This is a genomic window from Falsiroseomonas sp. HW251, from assembly GCF_050563545.1.
In the GTDB taxonomy this organism is placed as follows: domain Bacteria; phylum Pseudomonadota; class Alphaproteobacteria; order Acetobacterales; family Acetobacteraceae; genus Falsiroseomonas.
The window spans coordinates 1-22604 of the sequence record NZ_JBNXUM010000002.1; the positions used below are offsets into that span (position 1 = coordinate 1).

The 22604-nt window shown below is 73.4% G+C and carries 22 protein-coding genes and 1 tRNA gene; 12 read left to right on the forward strand and 11 right to left on the reverse strand.

The genetic code is table 11. The features are described from left to right. Positions 1–547: hypothetical protein (locus ACLF3M_RS01890; RefSeq protein ID WP_430655147.1), on the reverse strand; the 547-nt coding region annotated here is incomplete at its 3' end. Between the two features lie 95 nt (positions 548–642). Between ACLF3M_RS01890 and ACLF3M_RS01895 the strand changes: the two genes are divergently transcribed. Next, the gene (locus ACLF3M_RS01895; protein WP_430655148.1) at positions 643–1326 is read left to right on the forward strand and encodes a cytochrome b/b6 domain-containing protein; all 684 of its coding nucleotides are present in this window, start codon (positions 643–645) and stop codon (positions 1324–1326) included. Between the two features lie 151 nt (positions 1327–1477). On the opposite strand, the gene ACLF3M_RS01900 is transcribed toward ACLF3M_RS01895, so the two are convergent. Continuing rightward, positions 1478–1933: a cytochrome c gene (locus ACLF3M_RS01900; protein WP_430655149.1), complete on the reverse strand. Its 456-nt coding sequence runs from the start codon at positions 1931–1933 to the stop codon at positions 1478–1480. Between the two features lie 239 nt (positions 1934–2172). Between ACLF3M_RS01900 and ACLF3M_RS01905 the strand changes: the two genes are divergently transcribed. The 4 genes from ACLF3M_RS01905 (at position 2173) to hmgA (ending at position 5672) form a co-directional block, all read left to right on the forward strand. Then, positions 2173–2249: transfer RNA gene (locus ACLF3M_RS01905), tRNA-Pro, on the forward strand. Positions 2250–2475: 226 nt separating this feature from the next. Further along, positions 2476–3255, forward strand: a complete 780-nt coding sequence (locus tag ACLF3M_RS01910) for a TorF family putative porin (protein ID WP_430655150.1) — start codon at positions 2476–2478, stop codon at positions 3253–3255. Positions 3256–3334: 79 nt separating this feature from the next. Further along, positions 3335–4315, forward strand: a complete 981-nt coding sequence (locus tag ACLF3M_RS01915) for an MBL fold metallo-hydrolase (RefSeq protein ID WP_430655151.1) — start codon at positions 3335–3337, stop codon at positions 4313–4315. Positions 4316–4328: 13 nt separating this feature from the next. Next, positions 4329–5672, forward strand: coding sequence for a homogentisate 1,2-dioxygenase (gene hmgA, locus ACLF3M_RS01920; protein ID WP_430655152.1), 1344 nt, complete (start codon positions 4329–4331; stop codon positions 5670–5672). Positions 5673–5726: 54 nt separating this feature from the next. Here the strand turns inward: hmgA and ACLF3M_RS01925 are convergent, their stop codons facing one another. Next, positions 5727–5918 (reverse strand): DUF2842 domain-containing protein, encoded by a 192-nt coding sequence (locus tag ACLF3M_RS01925; RefSeq protein ID WP_430655153.1) that lies wholly within the window; start codon positions 5916–5918, stop codon positions 5727–5729. Positions 5919–6133: 215 nt separating this feature from the next. Here ACLF3M_RS01925 and ACLF3M_RS01930 point away from each other — a divergent pair, with 215 nt between their 5' ends. The 3 genes from ACLF3M_RS01930 to ACLF3M_RS01940 are packed head-to-tail and all read left to right on the forward strand — an operon-like array spanning position 6134 to position 9666. Continuing rightward, positions 6134–6649, forward strand: coding sequence for an adenine phosphoribosyltransferase (locus ACLF3M_RS01930; RefSeq protein ID WP_430655470.1), 516 nt, complete (start codon positions 6134–6136; stop codon positions 6647–6649). Then, positions 6612–8624: an ATP-binding protein gene (locus ACLF3M_RS01935; RefSeq protein WP_430655154.1), complete on the forward strand. Its 2013-nt coding sequence runs from the start codon at positions 6612–6614 to the stop codon at positions 8622–8624. Before ACLF3M_RS01930 ends, ACLF3M_RS01935 begins: the two co-directional genes overlap by 38 nt. Before the next feature lie 52 nt (positions 8625–8676). Further along, positions 8677–9666: a hypothetical protein gene (locus ACLF3M_RS01940; protein ID WP_430655155.1), complete on the forward strand. Its 990-nt coding sequence runs from the start codon at positions 8677–8679 to the stop codon at positions 9664–9666. Here the strand turns inward: ACLF3M_RS01940 and ACLF3M_RS01945 are convergent. After that, on the reverse strand, positions 9663–10712 hold the full coding sequence (locus tag ACLF3M_RS01945; RefSeq protein WP_430655156.1) for an AbrB family transcriptional regulator: 1050 nt from the start codon (positions 10710–10712) through the stop codon (positions 9663–9665). The two genes, ACLF3M_RS01940 and ACLF3M_RS01945, sit on opposite strands and share 4 nt — an antisense overlap. Before the next feature lie 206 nt (positions 10713–10918). Between ACLF3M_RS01945 and ACLF3M_RS01950 the strand changes: the two genes are divergently transcribed. Beyond that, on the forward strand, positions 10919–11200 hold the full coding sequence (locus tag ACLF3M_RS01950; protein WP_430655157.1) for a hypothetical protein: 282 nt from the start codon (positions 10919–10921) through the stop codon (positions 11198–11200). On the opposite strand, the gene ACLF3M_RS01955 is transcribed toward ACLF3M_RS01950, so the two are convergent. From ACLF3M_RS01955 to ACLF3M_RS01985, 7 genes are all read right to left on the reverse strand, one after another. Then, positions 11190–11963: a DUF1217 domain-containing protein gene (locus tag ACLF3M_RS01955; protein WP_430655158.1), complete on the reverse strand. Its 774-nt coding sequence runs from the start codon at positions 11961–11963 to the stop codon at positions 11190–11192. The two genes, ACLF3M_RS01950 and ACLF3M_RS01955, sit on opposite strands and share 11 nt — an antisense overlap. A 1-nt stretch (position 11964) precedes the next feature. Beyond that, the gene (locus ACLF3M_RS01960) at positions 11965–12354 is read right to left on the reverse strand and encodes a flagellar biosynthesis regulator FlaF (RefSeq protein WP_430655159.1); all 390 of its coding nucleotides are present in this window, start codon (positions 12352–12354) and stop codon (positions 11965–11967) included. Positions 12355–12417: 63 nt separating this feature from the next. Next, a complete protein-coding gene (locus tag ACLF3M_RS01965; RefSeq protein ID WP_430655160.1) occupies positions 12418–13563 on the reverse strand; it encodes a flagellin in 1146 nt (381 codons plus the stop codon). Positions 13564–13694: 131 nt separating this feature from the next. Then, a complete protein-coding gene (locus tag ACLF3M_RS01970) occupies positions 13695–14186 on the reverse strand; it encodes a flagellar biosynthesis repressor FlbT (RefSeq protein WP_430655161.1) in 492 nt (163 codons plus the stop codon). Positions 14187–14388: 202 nt separating this feature from the next. Then, positions 14389–15423 carry a flagellin gene (locus tag ACLF3M_RS01975; RefSeq protein WP_430655162.1) on the reverse strand — a complete coding sequence of 345 codons (1035 nt, stop codon included), beginning with the start codon at positions 15421–15423 and terminating at the stop codon, positions 14389–14391. 4 nt (positions 15424–15427) lie between these two features. Beyond that, a complete protein-coding gene (locus ACLF3M_RS01980; RefSeq protein ID WP_430655163.1) occupies positions 15428–16954 on the reverse strand; it encodes a flagellar hook-associated protein FlgK in 1527 nt (508 codons plus the stop codon). A 159-nt stretch (positions 16955–17113) separates the two neighbouring features. Further along, positions 17114–18481: a flagellar hook protein FlgE gene (locus ACLF3M_RS01985; RefSeq protein WP_430655164.1), complete on the reverse strand. Its 1368-nt coding sequence runs from the start codon at positions 18479–18481 to the stop codon at positions 17114–17116. Between the two features lie 170 nt (positions 18482–18651). On the opposite strand from ACLF3M_RS01985, the gene ACLF3M_RS01990 reads away from it, so the two are divergent. The 3 genes from ACLF3M_RS01990 (at position 18652) to fliF (ending at position 22487) form a co-directional block, all read left to right on the forward strand. Then, positions 18652–20025, forward strand: a complete 1374-nt coding sequence (locus tag ACLF3M_RS01990) for a flagellar hook-length control protein FliK (RefSeq protein ID WP_430655165.1) — start codon at positions 18652–18654, stop codon at positions 20023–20025. 16 nt (positions 20026–20041) lie between these two features. Next, a complete protein-coding gene (locus tag ACLF3M_RS01995) occupies positions 20042–20698 on the forward strand; it encodes a flagellar hook assembly protein FlgD (protein WP_430655166.1) in 657 nt (218 codons plus the stop codon). Between the two features lie 100 nt (positions 20699–20798). Further along, positions 20799–22487 carry a flagellar basal-body MS-ring/collar protein FliF gene (gene fliF / locus ACLF3M_RS02000; RefSeq protein WP_430655167.1) on the forward strand — a complete coding sequence of 563 codons (1689 nt, stop codon included), beginning with the start codon at positions 20799–20801 and terminating at the stop codon, positions 22485–22487. Positions 22488–22604: the final 117 nt, after the last annotated feature.

Here is a 22604-nt window from a genome sequence, read left to right on the forward strand (position 1 = left end):
GCTCTTCGTCTCGCCGGGCGTGAAGCCTGCGCGCGGCCATGCCTTCCTGCTGGAGCGCGGCGAAGCCCGCCAGCAGGGAGAGGGAGGCGAGCGGCATCGCCCAGCGCGGCCCGCCGCGCGCGGCCAGCAGCAGCGTCCCTGCCGCGACGCCGGCGAGGACCGGCGCGCTGCGCCAGAGGTCGGGCAGCCAGCGTGCCGCGCCCGACATCCACCACCCCGCCCAGAGCGCGGCGGCGGCGGCGGCAGGCCAGGACGCCCACCCCCAGCGGCGTGCCGCCACCACCCCGGCCGGCACGATCAGCGCGAGCGCCAGCATGAGCGCGGGCAGCCGTTCCGGCACCTGGCGCGGCGAGCCCGACAGCACGCCGAAGGCAAACCACCAGCCCGCGAGGATGCCGGTCGCGGCCGCCACGGCGGCCAGCCCCGGCCGGCGCAGCGCGCGCGCGGCCAGCGCGACGCCGAGCGCGACGGCGAGCGCCAGGGCCGCCGCCTCCCAGCGGTGCAGCGCGGCGACGAGGGGCGCGGTCAGGGACGCTAATCGCTCCATCGCGCCTTCCTGCCCCGGCGCGCCGCGCCGCCGCAATCCGGCTTGCCTTCGGCGCGACGTCCCGCACAGTGGGCGGGAGCATCGCCGGGGGTGAGATGGACGGGCGGCACAGGCTGAAGGTCTGGGATCCCTGGGTGCGCCTGGTGCACTGGGCGATCGTGCTGCTGCTGCCGCTGCAGTTCTGGAGCGCGAAGACCGCGCGCTTCGACCTGCATGTCGCCTTCGGCTACGCAATGCTGGCGCTGGTCGCCTTCCGGATCGCCTGGGGCGTCGTGGGGTCGGACACCGCGCGCTTCTCGCATTTCCTGCGGAGCCCGGCGGCGGCGCTCGAGCATCTCCGGCATGTCGGGCGGCGCGAGGCGCCGGTCGATGTCGGGCACAACGCGGCGGGCGGCTGGATGGTCCTGGCGCTGCTGCTGCTGCTGCTCACTCAGGCGGTGACAGGGCTCTTCGCCGATGACGGCGTGCTGACCCGGGGGCCGCTCGCGCATCTCGTCGGCGGCGCCTGGAACGACCGCGCGACGGCGGTGCATGTGCGGGTGTTCTGGGTGATCGCGGCCTGCGCGGTGCTGCACGTCCTCGCGGTGCTGGCCTATCGGAAGGTGCTTGGGCGGAACCTGGTGGCGCCGATGGTGACCGGCAGCATGGAGGTCCCGCCGGGTATGCAGGCAAGGGCGCCGCGGATGGGCAACCCGGCGCTGGCGGTGGCGCTGCTGGCGGCGGCGGGTGGGCTGGTGTGGTGGATCAGCACGCTGAAGCCGGCGTCGCTGTTCGATTGAAGGTGGGGGGCTGGAGAGCGCCCCCACCCCGACCAGCCGGCGGTCCCGGCGGCGTTCGCCGACAGTCCCTGGGCGTCGCGGCAGTGCCGCGACCCCCCGTGAGCGGGCGAGGGAAAAGAGGCGCTCAGCGCGCGCGGAACTGGTCGCGCGGTCAGCGCGCGCGGAACTGGTTATGGCAGTTCGCGCAGATCTGGCCGGCGGCGCGCAGCATGTCCGGCGTGGCGCCGCCATTCGCGGCGGCGGTCTTCATGCTGGTGAGCTGGGCGACCATGCTGTCGGCGAGCCGGTCGAAGGCGGCCCGGTTGGGCTGGATCGCCGCCAGCGCGCGGGTCTGGCCCTCGGCCCGTCCCTCGGGCAGCGGCGGCGTCAGGGTCGGCGAGGGATAGAGCGCATCGAGGTTGCCGTAGAAGGCGATGATGCGATCGGCGCGCTCGGCGATCGCGGCCTGGCTGCCGCCGGTCTGCATGATGCCCTGGATGGCCTCGAGATGGCGCCCCATCTCCCGCATGCCTTCCTTGCGCTGGACCACGAGATTGGTCTGCGCAAGCGCGGTGCCGGCCGCCCCCAGGCTCGCCGCGAGCGCCGCGGCCATCATCCAAGGCTTCATTCCTGTGGCTTCCCCTCTGGCCCGCATGGGCGGCCGCCAGATGAAGCGGGCGTAACAGCAGGGTCAACCGCGAGGTGGGTGACGAACTGTGACGCCATGGGAGGGAATCGGCTCGCCGCGCGGCGCCGGGGCTCGCGGCGCCGCGCGGCTCGTGTCCGGCTTGCCGCCCCGCGCGCCCCCCGCTATAGGGCGCGCCTCGCCGCGATCCGAACCCTCAGGGCAAAGAAGCGGCGTGATGCCGGAGTGTAGCTCAGCCTGGTAGAGCACTGTGTTCGGGACGCAGGGGCCGGAGGTTCGAATCCTCTCACTCCGACCAGAAGACCCGGCCCGAGGGTCGCGCATCGAAAGAACCCCGCCAGGGCAGCCTGGCGGGGTTTTTCGTGCCGCGGTTCCGGCCCGGCGACGCGCCTTGCGCGTGCTTTGCGCGGCCATGCCGGATTGCACATGGCCCCTTTCGATCGCCTTGGCCCGGGACGTGCTTTCACCCGCTGTCGCGCGCTGCAGTGCAGCGACCACGTCCGGTGAAACCACGAGGGGTTGTCATGAAGATTGCACAGATTCTGGGCTCGTTCGCCCTGGCCGCGGGCATTGCCGCCGCCGCCACCCCGGCCTCCGCGCAGCAGCAGATCGAAAGCCTCGGCCTGACCGTCACCACCACGCCGGGCGTCGTCAGCGACTACCTGTTCCGCGGCATCAGCCAGACCCGCGACCGGCCGGCTGCGCAGATCACCCTCGATGTCGAGCATTCCAGCGGGCTCTATGTCGGCGTCTTCGCCTCCAACGCCTATTTCGCCGGGACCAACATCCGCCAGGAGGTGGACGGCATCGTCGGCTACCGCTTCACCGTGGCCGGCGTGAAGCTCGACGCATCGGCCATCTACATCGGCTACCCCGGCTACACCGAGCCGCCGGGCGGCTTCCAGGCGGCCTGGTGGGAGACCCAGCTGCGGGCGAGCTACGAGATCGATTCCGTGAAGCTGCTCGGCTTCTTCGCGTGGTCGCCGGACTTCAACTTCCAGTCCGGCAACGGCTTCTACCTCGAGGGCGGCGTGGACATCTCCCTGCCCTTCGACTTCACGCTGTCCGGCCGCGTCGGCCGCCAGTGGATCGACCGCAACTTCGCCAGCGTGAACCGGCCCAACGACGGCTACTGGGGGGCGCCGGACTACTGGACGGGCTCGATCGCGGTGTCGCGCGAGATCGCCTTCGGCTTCATCGGCACGCTGGGCGCAAGCTTCACCAACATCAGCCAGAACGAGTGCTTCGGCGGGCAGAAGATCTGCGACAACCGGATCTACGCGGCCATCACGCGTCCGTTCTGAGGGTACAGGGGGCAGGAGGGGCGGCGCGGCCGCCCCTCTCCTGCTAGACTGCGGCAAGACCGCAGGAAGGACGCCCCCAATGTCAGGCTTCGCCAGCACCAAGGACCTCGCGGAGAAGACCGTCTCCTTCGACGAGCTCGGCCCGGGGCTCTACGGCTACACCGCGGAAGGCGATCCGAATTCCGGCATCGTCGTCGGCGACGAGGGCGTGCTGGTGGTGGACGCGCAGGCGACGCCGCGCATGGCGCAGGAGGTCATCGCGCGCATCCGCACGGTGACTGGCTTGCCCGTCACCCACATCGTGCTCAGTCATTACCACGCGGTCCGCGTGCTCGGGGCGTCGGGCTATCCCGGGGCGGCGATCATCGCCTCCGACGTCACGCGCGAGCTGATCGTGGAGCGCGGGCAGCAGGACATGGAGAGCGAGATCGAGCGCTTCCCGCGCCTCTTCCGCGGCAAGGAGAGCATTCCCGGCCTGACCTGGCCGCACGTGGTGTTCCACAAGAAGATGACGCTCTGGATGGGCAGCCGTGAGGTGCAGATCATTCATGTCGGCCGCAGCCACACCGCGGGCGACACCGTGGTCTGGCTGCCGAAGGAGAAGGTCTGCTTCGCCGGCGACGTCGTGGAGTTCGGCGCAACGCCCTATTGCGGCGACGCGCATTTCACGGACTGGCCCGCGACGCTGGCCGCCGTGCGCGCGCTGGGGGCGGAGAAGCTGGTGCCCGGCCGCGGGCGCAGCCTGGTCACGAAGGCCGAGATCGAGGAAGGGCTCGCCGGCACCGCGTCCTTCACCTCGGACCTGTTCGCCATCGCCAGGGCGGGTGTCGCGAAGGGTGCGACTCTCAAGCAAGTGTACGATGAGGCGATGGGCGCGATGCGGCCGAAATACGGGCAATGGGTGATCTTCGAGCATTGCATGCCGTTCAACGTCTCCCGCGCCTATGACGAGGCGAAGGGCCTGGACCGCCCGCGCATCTGGACCGCCGAGCGCGACGTCGAGATGTGGCAGTCGCTCGAGCACGGCACGGCGATGAAATCCGCCGAGATCGCGCGCTGAAGGGGAGGCAGCGATGACCCTCGTCCAGTCGCAGATCGCGCAGTCCACGACGCTGAGCCCGGGCTACATGTCGGGCTTCGGCAACGGCTTCGAGACCGAGGCCCTGCCGGGCGCGCTGCCGGTCGGGCGCAACAGCCCGCAGCGCTGCGCCTACGGGCTCTATGCCGAGCAGCTCAGCGGCTCTCCCTTCACCGCGCCGCGGGCATCGAATGAGCGGAGCTGGCTCTATCGCATCCGCCCGACCATCGCTCATTGGGGCAGCATGCGCCCGGCGGCGATGGGGCATTGGCGCTCCGCGCCGTGCAGCGAGGTCGAGCTGCCGCCGGCGCCGATGCGCTGGGCGCCGGTCGCGGTGCCGGAGGGGTCGTTCTCCTTCCTTGACGGCGTGCGCACCATCACCACCGCGGGCGACGCCAGCGCCATGGCGGGCATGGCGGCGAGCCTTTTCTTCGCGACGAAGCCGATGCAGGACGAGGTGTTCTGGAATGCCGACGCCGAGATGCTCTTCGTGCCGCAGCAGGGCGCGATAAGGCTGCGCACCGAGTTCGGCGCGATCGAGCTGATCCCGGGCGAGATCGCCGTGGTGCCGCGCGGGGTGAAATTCGCGCTCGACCCCGTCAGCGGTCCGGTGCGCGGCTATCTCTGCGAGAACTACGGCGGCGCCTTCACCCTGCCCGAACGCGGCCCGATCGGCGCGAACTGCCTGGCCAATCCGCGCGACTTCCTCACCCCCGTCGCGGCCTATGAGGACCGGGAGGTGCCGACGCGCCTGGTCGTGAAATGGGGCGGGACGCTCTGGGAGACGGAGCTCGGCTGGAGCCCGCTCGACGTCGTCGCCTGGCACGGCAACTACGCGCCCTACAAGTACGACCTCAGGCGCTTCTCGCCGGTCGGGCCGCTGCTCTTCGACCACGCCGATCCCAGCATCTTCACCGTGCTGACCGCGCCGAGCGAGACGCCGGGCACCGCCAACATCGACTTCGTCATCTTCCCCGATCGCTGGATGGTGGCCGAGGACACCTTCCGCCCGCCCTGGTACCACATGAACGTCATGAGCGAGTTCATGGGGCTGATCCACGGCCAGTACGACGCCAAGCCCGAAGGCTTCCGGCCCGGCGGGATTTCGCTCCACAACCAGATGCTGCCGCACGGGCCGGACGTGGATGCGTTCGAGGGCGCGTCGCGGGCGGAACTCCGGCCGCGCAAGCTGGAGAACACCATGGCCTTCATGTTCGAGACGCGCTTCCCGCAGCGGGTCACGCGGTATGCGGCCGAACTGCCGGAACGCGAGCGCAGCTACGAAGGCTATGGCGCGAAGCTCGTGCGGAAGTTCGATCCGTCGAAGCGGGAGATTTGAGGCGTCACGTCACCTGCCCTCTCCACCCGCAGGGGGGAGAGGGCCATCGCGCCCCTACCCCGCCCGCGCCGCCCAGAACATCAGCGCGCGGGCGGGCCAGACCCAGGCGATGCCGGCGAGGGTGAAATAGGCGACCTCGACGAACCAGGGCAGGCCCAGCACGACATCCGCCAGCGCCACCACCGCCCCGACATAGAGCAGGAACCCCAGGGTTCCGACGAGCAGGGCGATCAGGGAGCGCGGCATGGCGCCGATGTGCACCGCCCGGCCCACCCCGCCAAGTCCGGCCGCTGTTGCGGCAGCCGGGCTGGCAGCGTAGCTTCGGCCCAAGGAAGGCAAGCACCAGGCCTGCCCCGCGCCCCATGCGGCGCGGGGCAACCCTGTTGCGTCGCCGCCCGGGGAGCCGCGCGACCAGCACGATGACCGAGACCACGCCGTCCCGCCTGGAGGCCGATCCGACGATCGACCTCAAGGACCATATCCGCGGCATCCCGGATTTCCCGAAGCCAGGGATCCTGTTCTACGACATCTCCACCCTGCTCCGGCACGGCAAGGCCTGGCGCACCGCCATGGCGCGCATGGCCGACCGGATCGCCCCCCACCGGCCCGACGTGCTGGCCGGGATCGAGAGCCGCGGCTTCCTCGTCGCCGCCCCGCTCGCGCTGGAGCTCGGCCTGGGCTTCGTGATGCTGCGCAAGCCGCGCAAGCTCCCCGGTCTGACCATCGGGCTGAACTACGCGCTGGAATACGGCACGGACCGGATCGAGATGCAGGCGGACGCCGTGCAGAAGGGCAGCCGCGTCGTCGTGCTCGACGACCTGCTGGCCACCGGCGGCACCATGGCGGCCGGCATCTCCCTGCTGCGCCAGGCCGGGGCGATCGTGCCCTGCGCCGCCTGCCTGATCGAGCTGACCTTCCTTGGGGGCCGGGAGCGTCTCGATGTCCCGTTCGAAGCGCTCGTCGCCTACGACGAATAGCGCGCCCGGCGCCGCGGAGGCCCGCACCGCGGCGAACGAGGCAGCGCTCTATGCCGAGGCGCTGGCCGCCTCGGTCGCGGCGGCGCCGACCGGCGTCGTCATCAGCGACCCGAACCAGCCGGACTGCCCGATCGTCTTCGCCAACCCCGCTTTCCACCGGATCACGGGCTACCCGCCGGAGGAGGTCATCGGGCGGAACTGCCGCTTCCTCCAGGGCTCGGGCACCGACCCTGCCGCGGTGCAGGGAATCCGCGAGGCGCTGGCGGCCGGTGGGGCGGTGGACGTCCGGCTCGTCAACTACCGCCGCGACGGCAGGCGCTTCGTGAACGAGCTCCACATCTCCCCGGTGCGCGACGCCGCCGGCCGGCTCGTCTACTTCATGGGCATCCAGCATGACGTGACGGAGCGCGTGAAGGCCGAGGACGCCGCCCGCCGCGCCCGCCGCGCGGCTGAGAAGGCGTCGGCCGAGAAATCCGACTTCCTCGCCTTCGTTAGCCACGAGGTGCGCACGCCGCTGAACGGCGTGCTGGGGACGCTGTCGCTGCTGCTCGACACGCCGCTGGATGCGGAGCAGCGCGCCTATGCCGAGACGGCGCGGCGGTCGGCCGAGACGCTGCACTGGACGGTGAACGAGCTGCTCGACCTCTCCCGCATCGAGGCTGGCCGGCTCGAGCTCGAGGACATCGCCTTCGACCCCGGCGAGCCCGTGCGGGAGGTGATCGCCGCCCAGGCCGCGGTCGCCGCCGACAAGGGCCTGCGGCTGACCGCGACACTCGACCCCGCGCTGCCGGCGCGAGTGATGGGCGATCCGCGGCGGCTGCGGCAGGTCGTGATGAACCTCGTGGACAACGCCATCCGCTTCACCGCCGCCGGCGCGGTGGAGGTCACCGCCGCCGTCGAGGGCGAGCGCATCGTCTTCGAGGTCCGTGACACCGGCTCCGGCATCCCGCCCGGGCTGCGCCGACGGCTGTTCCGCCGCTTCCAGCAGGCCGATGCGGGCACCGCCCGGCGGCATGGCGGGTCCGGGCTCGGGCTGATGATCTGCCGGCGGCTGGTCGGGCTGATGGGCGGCCAGATCGGCGTGGAGTCCGAGCCCGGCGAGGGCAGCGTCTTCCGCTTCGACCTGCCGCTGCGTCCCGCCGAAGGCTCGGCCGAAGCGCCGCGCGCGCCCGTCGTCGAGCCAGCGCGGCGCCCGGCCGGCGAGGCCCCCTTCGCTCGCCTGCTGCTGGCCGAGGACAGCGAGGCGAGCCAGCTCGTCGGCGCCGCCATGCTCCGCAAGGCCGGCTACGAGGTGGACCTGGTCCGCGACGGCGAGGGCGCGGTGGAGGCGGCGTCCGGCGGGTCCTACGACGCCGTGCTGATGGATGTCCGCATGCCCGGCCTCGACGGCTACGAGGCGACGCGGCGGATCCGGGCGCTGCCGGGCCATGCCGGGCGGGTGCGGATCCTGGCGCTGACGGCCTCCGCCATGCCGGGCGACGTGCAGCGCTGCCTCGCGGCCGGGATGGACGCGCATCTCGCAAAGCCCGTGGACCGGGCGGGGCTGCTCGGCGCGGTGGCGGCGCTGCTGGCCTCGGTCCCCGCGCGGCCGCGCGCCCCGGCGCCGATCGCCGAGCCCGGGCCCGCGCATGTCGTGCTGGTGCGCGAGACGCTGGAGGAGCTGCGTGCGGCCGTCGGGCCCGGGCGCCTGCCCGACCTCGTCGGCGTCTTCGCGGCAGAGACGCTGGCCCGCATCGGGCGACTGAACGAAGACCCTTCCCTGCCCGCGGTGGAGGCCGAGGCGCATGCCCTGCAATCCGCCGCCGGCACCTTCGGTGCGGCGGCCCTGCGGGAGGCCGGGACGGCGCTGGAACGCGCCGCCGCCGCGGGCAGCGCGGGGGAGGTCGCGGCGATCGTGGGGTCGCTGCCCCGGCTCGTGGACCGGACGCTGCACGCGCTGTCGCGCGCCGCGTCGGTTGCCGCGGGCGGGGGATGACCTCGCGACCCCCGCCCCTTTTTCGCCTCATTCGCTGGGCTTAGGGAGGGGGATGGATGCCGATCCCGTGACCCGCCGCTGCCTGCTCGGCGCCGCCCTGGCGGTGCCGGGGTTGGCGGCGCGTGCCCAGACCGCGGTGCCCGAGGCGGCCGAACTCATGGCGCCCGGCCCCGACGAGGGCCTGGCGGCGGGGTTCGCGGCGCGCGCGGCACGGGGGCTGGCACGGGGGCTGGTGCAGGCCTCGGCGCTGCGCGTGCATGTGCTGGGCGGGCCGGACGGCGTGACCGCGGCCAACCGCTTCGCCGCCTCCACCGCCCCCGACGGGCGGTTGCTGCTGGTCCTCCCCGGCGCGGCCTGCCAGGCCCGCATGATCGGCGACAGCCGCGCGCGCTTCGACCCCGGCCCCTGGCCCGCCGTGACGGGCAGCGCGGCGCCCGCGATCGTCGCCGGCCGGGCGGGGCCGCGCGGCGCGCCCGCGCTGCGCGTCGCGCTCCCCGGCCCGGCCTCGCCGGAAGCCGCCGCGCTGCTCGCGCTGGAGATGCAGGGTCGCGCCACGACGCCGGTCTTCCTCTCGGGCGGCGTGGCGCCGGAAGCCGCGGTGCTGGCCGGGGCGGCGGATGCCGTGGTGCTGACCGGGCGCGCCGTGCTGGTGCGGGCCGAGGCGCTCGGCCTCACCCCCTGGTTCAGCCTGGACGGCCGCGACGGCACGCGGGATCCCGCGGCGCCGGCGGTGCCGGGCTTCGGCGAGACCGTGGGCCCCGCCCGGCCGGCGCTGGTGGCGGCCGTGCGCGCGGCCGGCGCGGCGCTGCGGGCGCGCGGCGTGCTGGTGCTGCCGGCGCTGACCTCCTCGGACCAGGTGGCGCTGTGGCGGGCGGCGGCGCGGCGCTGGGGCGCGGAGGAGGCCGAGGCGCCCGAGACCGGCGCCAGGCGCCTGGCGCCGGAGGAGGCCGCGGAGCTTCTGGCGACGCTCTGCCCCGCGCCGGAGGCCATGCTGGCCTACCGGCAGTGGCTGAGACAGCGGCTCGGGTATCAGGCCGGCTAAACCCCCAGCTTCGCCGCGAGCTTCCAGATCGGCTCGACGAAGACGTTGATCAGCAGCGTCCGCACGAGGTGGAAGCCCAGCACCAGCGGCACGCCGACCTCCAGCGTCTTGGCGGTGATCGTCATCTCCGGCATGCCGCCCGGCGCCAGGCCGAGCAGGCTGGCCGCTAGCGGCAGCCCCGACGCCCAGGCCAGCAGCCCGCCGGCCAGTGCCGTGATCAGGATCAGCAGCAGCGTCGTGACGAGCGAGGCCAGCGCCAGGCGGCGGGACGACAGGAGGAAGCGCTTGCTGACCCGTTGGCCGAGCGACATGCCCATGCCGATCTGCGCCGCGTTGACCATCCACATCGGCACGCCCGACGGCAGCAGCCCCTGGGCCGACAGCGCCATCACCATCGCGCAGGGCCCGAGCATCCAGGGATTGGCCAGCCCCAGCCTGCGCACCACAAGCGCCACCGCGAAGCCCGCGGCCAGCAGGACGACCAGGCCGGGCGGGTCGAACTCCGGCCGCTCCGCAAGGAACTCCGCCACGTTGCCATGCGGCACGAAGAGCGTGACCAGCGGCGGGACGATCACCACCACCAGCATGATCCGCACGGTCTGGGCGAGGGTCACGACCTGCGCCGGCAACCCCGCCCGCTGCGCCAGCACCGCCATCACCAGCACGCCGCCGGGGACGGTCGCGTAGAAGCCGGTCCGGCTGTCGGTATGCGCCAGGCGCGAGAAGAAACGGGTCAGCAGCAGCCCAGTCGCGATTGACGCCATCGCGGCCAGCAGCAGCCAGGGCAGCGTGAGCGCGACCGCCTTCATGACCGACGGCGTGAAGGTCTGGCCGAGCCCGAGCCCGAGCAGCACCAGCGCCACGGGCCTGACCGGCGCCGACACCGCCGCCCGCTCGTGCCAGGCCAGCGCCGCCGTCGCGGCCATCGCACCCAGCATCCAGGGCAGCGGGACATGCAGCAGGCTCAGTGCCGCACCGCCTCCGGCGGCGGCGGCGGCGGTCACGAGTGGCGGCAGCGCGCGGGAGAGGGCGGGGTGAAGCGGCAATCGGGAAGGATCTTTCGCGCCGCAACATCGGCCCTGGCCCGGACCGCGTCAAACCGCGGCGGGGCAGGGCTGCCCTGCCCTCGGCGTCCGCGCCGCCCTGGACTTCATCTTCGCGCAACCATTATGCGCGAGATTGCGACGAGGGGCCGGGCTGAAGAGGGCCAGGCTTCGACCGCCAGGATGGCGCGCCATCGGGACAAGCCCCCATGATCCGCGACGCCAGCCTGTCCACCACCCCGCCGCCGGAGGCGGTGCGCCCCGTCGCGCAGACCGCCGCGCCCGCGGCCGAGGCCCCGCCGAAGGAGGTCGCCCCGCCGGTCCCCAATCCGCGCCTGCGGCTCGACCCCTTGCTGAACATCGTGGTGGTCGAGTTCCGCGATTCCGAGGGCGGCCTGCACAGCCTCCCGACCGCGCGAGAGATGCAGGCCTACCGCACCGGCCAGGCCGAGCCGCCGGGCACGACGCCGAGGCTCGACGTCACGCGCTGAAGGAGATCCGCTTCGCCGCCAGCGCGGCGATGGAAGAGGCGTCGCCCGACGCCTCGAACAGCGCGGCGGCGCCGGTGGCGGGCCGGGCCGCGTTCTCCCGCAGGGCGAGGTAGCGCGCGGTCATCCGCGACACTGCCTTCGGATCCTTGAGCTGCGAGACATCGAGGCGCCGGTTCAGCAGGTCGCGCTGCTGATCGAAATCGAGCAGGCCGAACTGGGTGGGCAAGCCGAGCGCGCCGCGCAACACCTCGGTCAGCGCGCTGTCGGCCATGAGCTGCGGGACGGTCGTCACCTGCGACGCCATGCGGCGGAAATACAGCGCCTCCCGCATGCCGGGGTTGGACGCGCCCATCGCCTTCTCGTAGCGGTTGGTCGTCGCGTTCTGCACGATCCGCTCGACAAGCGCGGCGTCGGCGAGCGGCGGCTGACCCTGGCGCGCCGCAAAGTCCGCGGCGAACTGGCGCCAGCGGCGGTCGGTCAGGCGGTTGACCAGCGCGTCCTGCCCGGCCGGGTCCTCGGACAGCGCGCGGCGAAGGATGCCGCGCTTGTCGATCTCGGATTCCAGCTGGAAGGCCTCGAGCACCACCTGCAGCGTGCGGCGGTCCTTCAGCAGCGCGTCGGCGTCGGTGATCTTCGACGCGCGTTGGCGGAAGGCGGCCATGTCGGCGCCGACGTCGCGGCGTGCGGCGAAGCGGTCGCGCAGCACCTGGCCCTGCCGGTCCACTACCGCCATCGCGGCCGATGCGCCGAGGCCGTCGAGCATGTCAGGCCGTGCCGGCGATCGCGCCGGGCGGGGTCGGCGCGACGCTGCGCATATCCGCCTGGGCCTCGAGCCCCGCGATCATGTCGCGATGCAGCGCCATCAGCGGCTCCAGGCTGCCGCGATCCGACAGCCGCGCCATAGATTCCCGCTGCGCCCAGAGGCCAAGCGAGACGAGCTGGCCCTTCAGCGCCGGCGGCAGCGCGTTGCCGGGCAAGGTCAGGTCGGCCATCAGCAGCGACCATAGCTGGTGCGTCTTGTGCAGCGCCGTCGCGCGGGACGGCGTGCCGGCGGCCGCGGCGAGCAGCCCGTTGACGTAGCGGAAGGCGCGCAGCTCGATCTCATGCGGGCCGGCGGCGGCGTTCTGCTGGGCGGCGTAGCGGGCGAGCGCCATGCGGTTCCTGGCCTTCCTGGGCAAGCGGCCGGGGCGCATGCCGCGCCCCGGCCTTTTCACGGATCAGCGGAACAGGCTGAGCAGCGTCTGGCTCTGCTGGTTCGCGATGGAGAGCGACTGCGTCGCGAGCTGCTGGCGGGTCTGCAGCGCCGTCAGCCGCGCTGATTCCTCGGCAAGGTCGGCATCCACCAGCGCGCCCAGGCCTTCCTTGATGGAATCGTTGAGCTGGTTGGTGAAGCTCTGCAGCCCCTCGACCTGGCGGAGATTGGCACCAAGGTTCGACAGCCGCGTGCCCATCAGGTCGATCGCGCCTTCGACCGCGGTGATCGGCCCGGCGCCGCCGGCGACGGTGCCGGCGGTCGCGCCGGTGACGGTCGTGGTCAGCGCCGTCGCGCCGCCCTGGACGATCAGCTCGCCCTGGCCGGACAGCGTGGCGCTGACGCCGTTCTGCTGCATCTTCGTGATCAGGTTCGAGATCATCGTCAGCGGGCTGTCGGTCGCTGTGAACTGCACGTCGTAGACATCGGTCGTCGCGTTGGGCTGGGCGGTCACCGCGGCGGAGCCGTCGTTGAACTCGAATATCTTGGTGCGGCCACCGATCGTGATCGACACCTGCTCGCCCAGCGCGGGAGCGAGGCTGTTGTCGAAGGTCAGCTTGCGCGCGCCGGTCGAGGCGGTCAGCGCCGCGATGCCGAGGCCCGCGGCGGTGCTGTTGGTGCCGGTGACGTTGGTCGTCGTGCCGTTGATGTCGCGCACGACATTGAGGTTCGTGCCGGTGACGCCCGGCACGCCGCCGACGCCGGCCGTCAGCAGGTTCACGCCGTTGAAGGTGGCGGACCGCGCATAGGCGTCGATGTTGGCCAGCGCGTTGGTGATCTGGTTGTTGATCTGCGTGACGTCCAGGCCCTGCTGCTGGCCCTGGGTGATGGTCTGCTTGAGCTGGCCGAGCTCGTTCGAGATCTGCGTCGCGGCGTCGCGCGCGACCGTCAGCGCGGACATGCCGAAGGACAGGCTGTCCTTCACCGCGGCCATGCCCTTGAGGTCGGCGCGCATGTTCTGCGCGATGGCGAAGACCGCGGGGTCGTCATTGGCCTTGCTGATGCGCAGCCCGGTCTCGATGCGCTGCTGGGTCCGGCCCATGTCGGTGCCGATGGTGTTGAGCGAGCGCACCGCGGCCATCGCGGCGACGTTGGTGTTGATCGAGGACATGGTCCCCATCTCCTGGTCGGTCGATTCCGCGGGGGCCGGTGCGTCTTGCCACCCGCCGCGGGCACGGCGCCCGGGCCATCATGGCCCACGCGCGTGGATCCGGCCCGCCGCCTCGGCGGGCCGGGAATGCCTCATCCTGCCTGGGCCTGATGAAGGGACGGTGAAGAGGACTGCATCGCCGCGCTGATCGCGGCCGTGGCACCCGGGGGCAGCGGCGCGCCGCTCACGGGATCGAGGCCGAGCACCGCCGCCTCGTGCCGCATGACGTGGCGGACCAGGCGCAGCGCCTGGTACCATTCGTCCTGCTCGGCGAGCGTCAGCGCGCGCTCCAGCAGTTGCTTCGCCATGTTGGAGGTCGTGGCCTCCTGGAACTCGGCGATCAGACAGTGCGCGTCGGCCATCGCCTGCTCGCGCTCCTCCTCCGGGCCGACATAGGCGTTCTGCAGGGCAAAGTAGATGCGCCGCGCCGGCGTGGTCGCCGTCTCCGCCGTCATCACCTGCTTGCCGAAGAGGAACCGCGCCCGCGCCACCAGCTCGACGCGGGTGCGGCCGCGGAAGCGCAGCGACGCGCCGTTCACCACCATCAGGTCGCCCGCCCGCATCTCGAGCACCAACGTGGACATGCCACTCTCCCCACCTGTCGGCGCCCCGGCGGGGGCCGTGACGCCGGCAGCCGGCACCAGCCGGCAAACGCGCGATCTTCGCCGCCACGCGGGAGCCCGCGCGCCCGATCCTCGGGTGTTCGCGCAACCTCGCCACGAGAGCGTGCGGCGGGTTGCGCGGCGGCATCCTGGGGCCGTTCGGCTTAACCGGTGTTGAAGACGATCACCGAAGCAGCGCGGCCAGCGACAGCCGCGCGACGCCGGAGGTGGTCTCGTAGCTCGCCTCCAGCCGGAGCTGCAGCGCCTTGAGCGAGGCGGAAGCGTCCGCCAGGTCCACCTGCTCCACCGAGATCACCTGGGCGCGCATTACCCCCAGCATGTCCCTGTGGCGTTCCTGCAGGTCCTGCAGCCGCTTCTCCGCCGCGCCCAGCGCGCCCTGCTCCGACGCCGCGCCGCGGGCCGCATCCGTCAGCCCCTGCGCGACGCCGGCCAGCAGGTCGTCATAGCCCTGCCCCTGCAGCGCGGTCGCGGTCGTGACCGCGGCGAGCGTCGCCAGGCCCCGCATCAGCTCCCGCGCCCAGGATGTCGCGACATTGCCGCCGGAATCCTGCGTCGGGATCACGCCCCAGGCGATGCGCTCCCCGTCCGCGGCCTGCAGCGCGCGGCGCGGCTCCGTCAGCCCCGCGCCTTCCAGGAAGGCGTTGAAGGGCGAGGTCACGGTGGCGATGCCCGCGGTGTTGGCGAGCACCGTCGCGGCATTCAGCGGCGTCAGCGACCCCACCTGCGTCGCGACTGCGGCGGCGAAGGGGCCGGTCGCGACCGCGGCGGCGTTCGGCACCGGGGCCGATGCGATGTCGGACCCCGCGAAGAGGTACTCGCCGCCGGACTGCGTGTTGAGCAGCGCGGCCACTTCCTCGAGCGCGCCGCGCGCGGTCTGGCCCAGCGCGTCCACGCCGGTGGTGCCGAGCGTGCGCGCGCGGCTGGCCTCCGCCGCGACGGAGCCCGCGATGTCCTGCAGCCGCGACAGCACGGACTGCACCGCGCCCATCCGCCCGAGCGCGGCATCAGCGGCGGCGAGATAGGCCTCGCGCCGGGCGATGTCGCCGCGGAGGTCGATGCCGCGCTTCGCCTCCGTCCCCAGCGCGCCAAAGGTCGGGCCCTTCTGGCCCGTGGAGACCTGGCGGGTCAGCTCCTCGAGGCGGATGCGCAGCCGCGCCTGGTCGAAGGCGGAGGTGCCGATGGTCGAGATGGTGGACATCGCCCTACCTCACGGCGCCGAAGAGCGCGTCCCACATCGCCTGCACCGTCGAGATGACGCGGGCGTTGATGGTGTAGGCGTTCTGCAGCTGCACCATGAGGGAGACCTCCTCGTCCACGTCCACGCCGGAGCGTGCCTGCATGCGCTGGTCCAGCAGCTTCCCCAGCGTCTCGGCGCGGTCGCCCGCCGCGCGCGCGCCGCCCGCGACATTCGCCTGGTCCGACACCAACGCCGCGCCGTAGGATTCCAGCGTTGCGTACCCCGTCAGCGAGGAGGCTAGCGTGCCGTCGGGCCCGAGGCCCGAGGACGCGACGGCGGGTTGCGGCACGCCTGTCGCGACCTCGTCGCCGAAGGTGAAGTCGAGCAGCCGGTCGAGCAGCGTCGCGAAGCCCGCCGGCCCGCCCGGCGGGTTCGGGGTGAAGGCAGTCGGGCCGCCCGGCGTCGCCGCCACCGCCTGCGTGCCGTCGCGCACCAGAGCCGGGTTGCCGGCGACGGCGGGGTTCACCTGGATCACCGCGGCGAAGCCGAGCATCGCGCTGGTGGCATAGGGCTGCGCGACGTCGGGCACGTTGCCGGCGGCGTCGGTGAAGAGCGCCAGGCCCTGTGCGTTGAAGCGCGCGGCGGTCTGCGACGCCGCGAGGTCCAGCTCGGCCGTCATGCGCGGCAGGGTCATGTCGCGCAGCTCCGCCGCCGCGCCCATCCGCCCGCCGAGGATCCGGCGCGTCACGTCCTGGCCGCCCAGCATGATGCCGGGCAGCGTGCCGGCGCCGCCGTGATACGCCGACGCGCCGACCGTCGCCGACGCTACGGAGAAGGCGGGCGAGCCGTCGAGCGGCAGGACCATCCCGCCGCGCGCGACGATGGTGATCTCGCCGCCCTGCCCGCGCAGCACCGACAGGTCGAAGGACTGCGCGAGGCGGCCGATGGCGAGGTCGCGCTTGTCCTCGAGGTCGGCGGCGCTGCGGCCGGCGGCGACCTCCCGCCTGATGTCGGCGGTGAGGCTGCCGATCTCGGACAACGCTGCATTGGCGGATTGCGCTTCCTGCACCAGCGCATCGTGCGCCTGCTGGCGCGCCGCGCCGACGGCCTGCGCGACCCCGTTGAAGCGCGCGGCGAGGTCGGACGCGGCGGTCACCACCGCGCTGCGCCGGATCGCATCCGATGGCGCTTCGCGCAGCGAGACCAGGCTGGCGCGGAGCGACGACATCAGGCCGCTTAGCGAATCGCCCGCGGCGGGATCGCCATGGGCGGTCTCGACCGAGGAGAGCAGGCGCAGCCGCAACGCCGCCGCGGCGCCGTCGCCGGACGCGCGCATCGCGCTGGATTGCAGCGCGAAGTCCACGTCGCGCGTGGCGATGCCGGTGCGCACGCCGATGCCGGTGCCCGCGGCCGACAGCGCGGTGCCGGCGACGGCCTTGCGCGTGTGCCCGGCCGTCGCGGCGTTGGCGATGTCGTCGGCGCCGCGCGCCATCTGGCGATCGAGCAGCCTGAGGCCGCTGGTCGCGACGGAGAGGGCGAGGTCGAGGGTCATGCGCGTGTTTCCCAGGCCGGGCGGAAGAGCCCTCTCCACCCGCAGGGGGGAGAGGGATGGGTGAGGGGGGCGTGCCGCATCCCGCTGTCGTCAGTCTGCTGGAGCGTCCCCGTCACCCAACCCTCTCCCCCATGAGAGGGGGAGGGGGCTTCTTTTCCCTCACCTCTTCATGTTGATGGTGTCCTGGAGCAGCTCGTCCGACGCGGTCACGATCCTCGTGTTCGCGGTGTAGGCGCGCTGCGCGAGGATGAGCTTCGAGAACTCGCTCGCGATGTCGACGTTCGACCGTTCGACCGATCCCGTGACGAGCTTGCCGACGCCGTTCGACGACGCATCGGTGACGCGCGCCTCGCCGCTTTCCACCGTCCGCAGGAAGGCCTGGCCGTCCAGGCGCTGCAGCTTGTCCGGGTCGTTGAAGGCCACGACGGGAACGCGGGCGATGATGCGGGTCTGGCCGTTGTCGTAGTTGATGGCGACGTCGCCGTTCTCCCGGATCGCGACGCCGGAGAAGGCGCCGGGCGGCACGCCGTCCTGGCTGAGGTCGCGCACGCTGTACTCGGTGCCAGCATACATCGTCAGGCCGCTGGGCTGGCCGAAGCCGCCGAAGCGCAGGTTGATGGATTGCGGGCCGAAGCCGTAGTCGGCGGTGAAGCCGAGATCGGCGGGATCGCCGATCGCCTGCGGCGCGGTGGCGGGGCCCGTCGCATTGGCCAGCGGCGTGATGGCGGAGATGGTGCCGGGCGGCGCGTTCACCGGCGGCGGGCCGGCGGCGATCTGGCCCCCGAAATCCACGTCCACGAAGCGGCCCGCCGCGGGGTTCAGCGTGTCGCCGGCCGGCGTGATGCGCAGTCGCCAGGTATCGGTGTCGAGCCGCCACCAGTCCAGCGTCACCTGGCGCTGGTTGCCGAGCGCGTCGAAGACCTGGATGACGGAGGAGACCGGCTGCTCGGCCGGCGCCCAGGGCGCGGCGGCGGGGACGGTCGCGACCGGCGTCGCGTTCGCCGGCAGGTTGGCCGAGAGGTTGATCTCGCTGGTCGGGACGGGGTTGTACACCAGCTGGCTGATGCGGATCGGCGCCAGCGTGGTGCGGTCGGGCTGGCCGCTCTGCAGCATCTGCCAGCCCTGGAGGTAGTAGCCCGCGCCATTCACCATGTAGCCATCTCGGTCCATCGCGAAGTCGCCGGCGCGGGTGTAGAATTGGCGGTCGTCGAACACGACGTTGGAGCCCTGGCCGCCGCGCGCCTGCGCGACGGAGAAGAAGCCCTGGCCGGCGAGCGCCATGGCCATCGGGTTCTCCACCTGCTGGATCGTCCCCTGCACGGTGTTGGTGTAGTCGGGCCGCGCCTCGACCGAGCCGGGCATATGCAGGTTGAGCGTCGAGCGCGTCAGCCAGGACGTGAAGTTGGTGTCCACGCGCTTGAAGCCGACGGTCTGGCTGTTGGCAACGTTGTCCGAGATGTGGCCGAGCGCGCGGGCCTGCGCGGTCAGCCCGCTGATCGCGGTGGTCATCGAGCCGAGCAGCGACATGGAGCCTCCTGGCGTGTGTTCGGCGGGGGCAGCGCAACGGGCGTGCCAGGAAACCGGCCCGCGCGGCGCGGCGAGGCTTGCCGGGCGGCGGAAGATTCTGCCGGCGGACGACGCGGCATTGCCGGGTACTGCGCGCCGCGACGCGGCACGGGCGTTGCGTGGCGCGGCGCATGGAATTGCTGCCGACCGCCGCCGTGATGGCGGCCCCGAACGCGCCGGGCGAGGCGCCGCCCGCCGATGGATTCGCCGCGTTGCTGGCCGGGCTGGTCGCCGCCGTGGCGGGCGAGGCGCGGGATGCGAAGGCCGCGGCCTCGCCGGACACGGGCGCAACGCCGGACGCGCCGGCGCCGGAGGCCGCGCCGGTGGAGAAGGACGTTCCCGTCCTGCCGCTCGTCGCGACGCTGCCGGCCATGGCGATGCCCGTGGCGCCGCCGCCCGTCGCGACGACGACGGTAACGACGACACCGGTCACGACGATGCTGCAGGCCGGGACGGCGCCGCCGCGGATGACGGGCCTGACGCCCGGAGCCGGCGCGACGGCGAAGGCCGCAGCGCCATCCGAGGCTGCGGCGACGGCCGGGACGGAGGCCGCACACGCGGCGCCGTGCGACCCGGCGATGCCGCCGGCGACCGAACCCGCCCGGCCGCCGCAGAAGACGAGCGCGCCGGCCCAAGCCACGACGACCACAGAGCCGGCATCCAGCCCCGGCGTCGCACCGCGCCCGGAGCCTGTCGCGAGGCCAGCCGAGGAGCCGGCGACGCCGATGCAGCCGCAGCCGCAGCCGGCAACGCCGCCTGCCGCCGCGCCGGCACGCGCCAGTGCAGCGAGTCCCCGAAAGACGGACGCCACCGCGCCCGCCCGCGCGCGCGAGACGGCGGATGCGCCCGTCGCGCCCGCGCCGGCGATCGCCGCCCTGCCGACCGGCACGCCGTCCCTCGCGCCCTCCGACGCGCCCCCGGCCGAATCCGCCGCGCGGATCGGCGCGGCCGCTCCCGCCCCGGCCCGCGGCACGAAGGACGCGCCGGCGCCGCGCCCGCCCGCCGCGGCCGACATCCCCGCGCCCGCGGCCTTCGCCACCGCCGCCCTCGCGCCGCCGCCCGACGCGCCCGCGCCGCCGCCTGAACCCCGCGCCGTGCCCGTCGCCTGGCCCGCACGCCAAGTCGCGCCCTTCGCGGTGTCGCTGGCGCTCGGCGGCGAGGATCGCATCAGCCTCATTCTCGATCCCGCCGAGCTCGGCCGCGTCGAGGTCGAGATCGAACGCCGTGGCGCCGAATCCCATGTCAGCCTGCGCGCCGAACGCGCCGAGACGCTCGCGCTGCTGCAGCGCGACCGCGCGGAGCTCGAACGCGCGCTGTCCTCCGCGGGCTTTGGCGCCGGCGCGGAAGGCCGCTCGCCCTCGCTGTCCTTCTCGCTCGGCGGCGAGGGCGGCGCGCGGGATCCGCGCCAGCGCGCCGGCCAGCCCGCGCCCCGCGCCGCGCAGGCCGACGCGCCGACCACGCCCGCCGCCCAGACGGCGTGCGGGATCCTCGACCTCGCGATCTGACCAGGGAGAACGACGCATGAGCGGCTCCATCGCCGGCCTGCAATCCACCGTCGCCGGCAGCAACAGCTCGCCGCGGCTGTCGGCCGACCTCGGTACCTTCCTCAAGCTGCTGACGACGCAGTTGCAGAACCAGGACCCGACCAAGCCGATGGACACGGAACAGCTGACCCAGCAGCTGACGCTGTTCGCGACGGTCGAGCAGCAGATCCAGGGCAACCAGACCCTGTCGCAGCTGCTCGCGCTGCAGCAGGCCGGGCAGCTCGCCAACAGCGCGGCGATGGTCGGCAGGCGCGTCACGGTGGAATCCGACACGCTGCCCCTGCAGGGCGGCCAGGCCGAGATCGTGCTACCCGCGGCAGGCCGCGCCACGCGCGCGACGGTCGAGATCCGCGACGCCGCGGGCAGCGCGATCCTGCGCCAGCCCGTGACGCTCGGGCCGCAGCCCACGCGCTGGCCGTGGGACGGGCTCGACGGGCGCGGCAACCAGCGCCCCGACGGCAGCTACCGCGTCGTGCTGACCGGCGAGGCCGAGGGCGGCGCGACGGTCGCGCTGACGCCGGCGGTCACCGGCACCGTCACCGGCGCGGCGCGGGTGGACGGCAACCTGATGCTGCGATTCGGCACGGCGACGATCGGCTTCGACAAGGTGCGCGAACTCCCCAACGCGCATTAACCGCGCCCTTACTCCTCGCCCGGCAAAAGCTGCCGTGCCGGCCTGATGCCGGCGATCGGGGAGCGGGCATGAAGCCAGGCGCAGGACGCGCGAGGGCACCATGGGCGGTCTGATCGCGCAGCTGCGCGGCTTCGGACCGCTGCGGCTCGCCGCCATGGCGGGCGTCGGGCTCGCCATGCTCGGGCTGCTGGGGTTCCTCGCGATGCGCGCGGCGGAACCGCCGATGGCGCTGCTCTACGGAGAGCTCGACCAGCGCGACGCCTCGGGGATCGTCGCCTCGCTGGAACGCCAGCGCATCCCGCACCGGATCGCCGGGGCGGGAAGCCAGGTGCTGGTGCCGGAAGCCGAGGTGCCGCGCATCCGCCTGCTGCTGGCGCGGGAGGGCCTGCCGGCCGGCGGGTCCGTCGGCTACGAGATCTTCGACCGCGGCGAGAGCCTGACCACCACGCCCTTCCAGCAGGACATCAACCGCCTGCGCGCGCTGGAAGGCGAGCTGAGCCGCACCATCCGTGGCCTGACGGGCGTGCGCGCGGCGCGCGTGCATCTCGTGCTGCCGCGGCGCGAGCCGTTCTCGCGCGAGCGCGGCGAGGCGCAGGCCAGCGTGGTGCTGTCCATGCAGGGCGCGCAGCGGCTGGACCGGGAAGGCGTGCAGGCCGTGCTGCACCTCGTCTCGACCGCCGTGCCCGGGCTGCGGCCGCAGAACGTCTCGATCGTGGACAGCCGGGGCGAGCTGCTGGCGCGCGGCGGCCAGGCGCTGGCCGGACCCGCCGCGGCGCAGGGCGCGGACGAGCTGCGTCGCACGCAGGAACTGCGCCTGGCGCGCGCGGTGGAGGACCTGCTGGAGCGCATCCTGGGACCCGGCCGCGTGCGGGCCGAGGCCTCGGTCGAGATGGATTTCGACCGCGTGCAGACCGTGGAGGAGCGCTTCGACGCCGAGAACCAGGTGCCGCGCAGCACGCAATCCACCACCGAGACGAGCCGCACGACGGAGCCGGGCAACGTCTCGGTCCAGAACCAGCTGCCGGGCGGCGGAAGCGACGGACCCACGCCGCGCAGCGAGCAGTCGCGGCAGGAGGAGACGACGAATTTCGAGATCGGCCGCGTCACGCGCAACACGACGCGGGAACAGCCGGCGATGCGGCGCCTGACCGTCGCGGTGCTGGTGGACGGCGTGTGGGAGCCCGTGCCGGGCGGCGCCCCGCGCTGGCGGGAGCGCAACGCGGAGGAGATGCAGCGCATCACCGCACTGGCGCGCTCCGCCGTCGGCTTCGACGAACGGCGCGGCGACCGCGTGGACGTGGTCAGCCTGCGCTTCGCGGAGCCGCCGCCGGCCGATGCGGCGCCGGACGGCTTCGTGATCCTCGGCCAGACCGTGCCGCCGGCGCTGATGGGCCGCATCGTCGAGAGCGCCATCCTCGCGCTGGTCGCGCTGCTCGCCATCCTGCTGGTCGGACGGCCGCTGGTCGGGCGGCTCGGCGTCGTGCTGGCGCCCGCCCCGGCGCTGGCCGCCGCGGGCGTCGCCGGCGCGCTGCCGCCGGGCGTGGCGGAGCCGATGCTGGCCGGCGGCACGCCGCCGGGCGCGGCGGCGCTGCCGGCGAACGAGGCTCAGGCCGCGCTGCCCGCCGCGGAGGGCGCCGCCGCCGAGGAGGAGATGGTGAACGTCGCGCGGGTTGAGGGGCAGCTGCGCGCCTCGGCGCTCGCCGCGCTGGCGGCGATCGTGGACGAGAATCCCGACCAGGCCGCGGCGGTGCTGCGGCGCTGGCTGACGCCGGAGGAGGCGGCGGCATGAGCGGGCGGGCGTGCTGCACGAACCTGCGGCCCGCAGGGCCGAGCGCGCGAAGGCGCGCCGCGGCCAATGCCGCGAAGCCAAGCGGCTGGAGGCCGCGCCCAGCGCCTGAGGGCATGA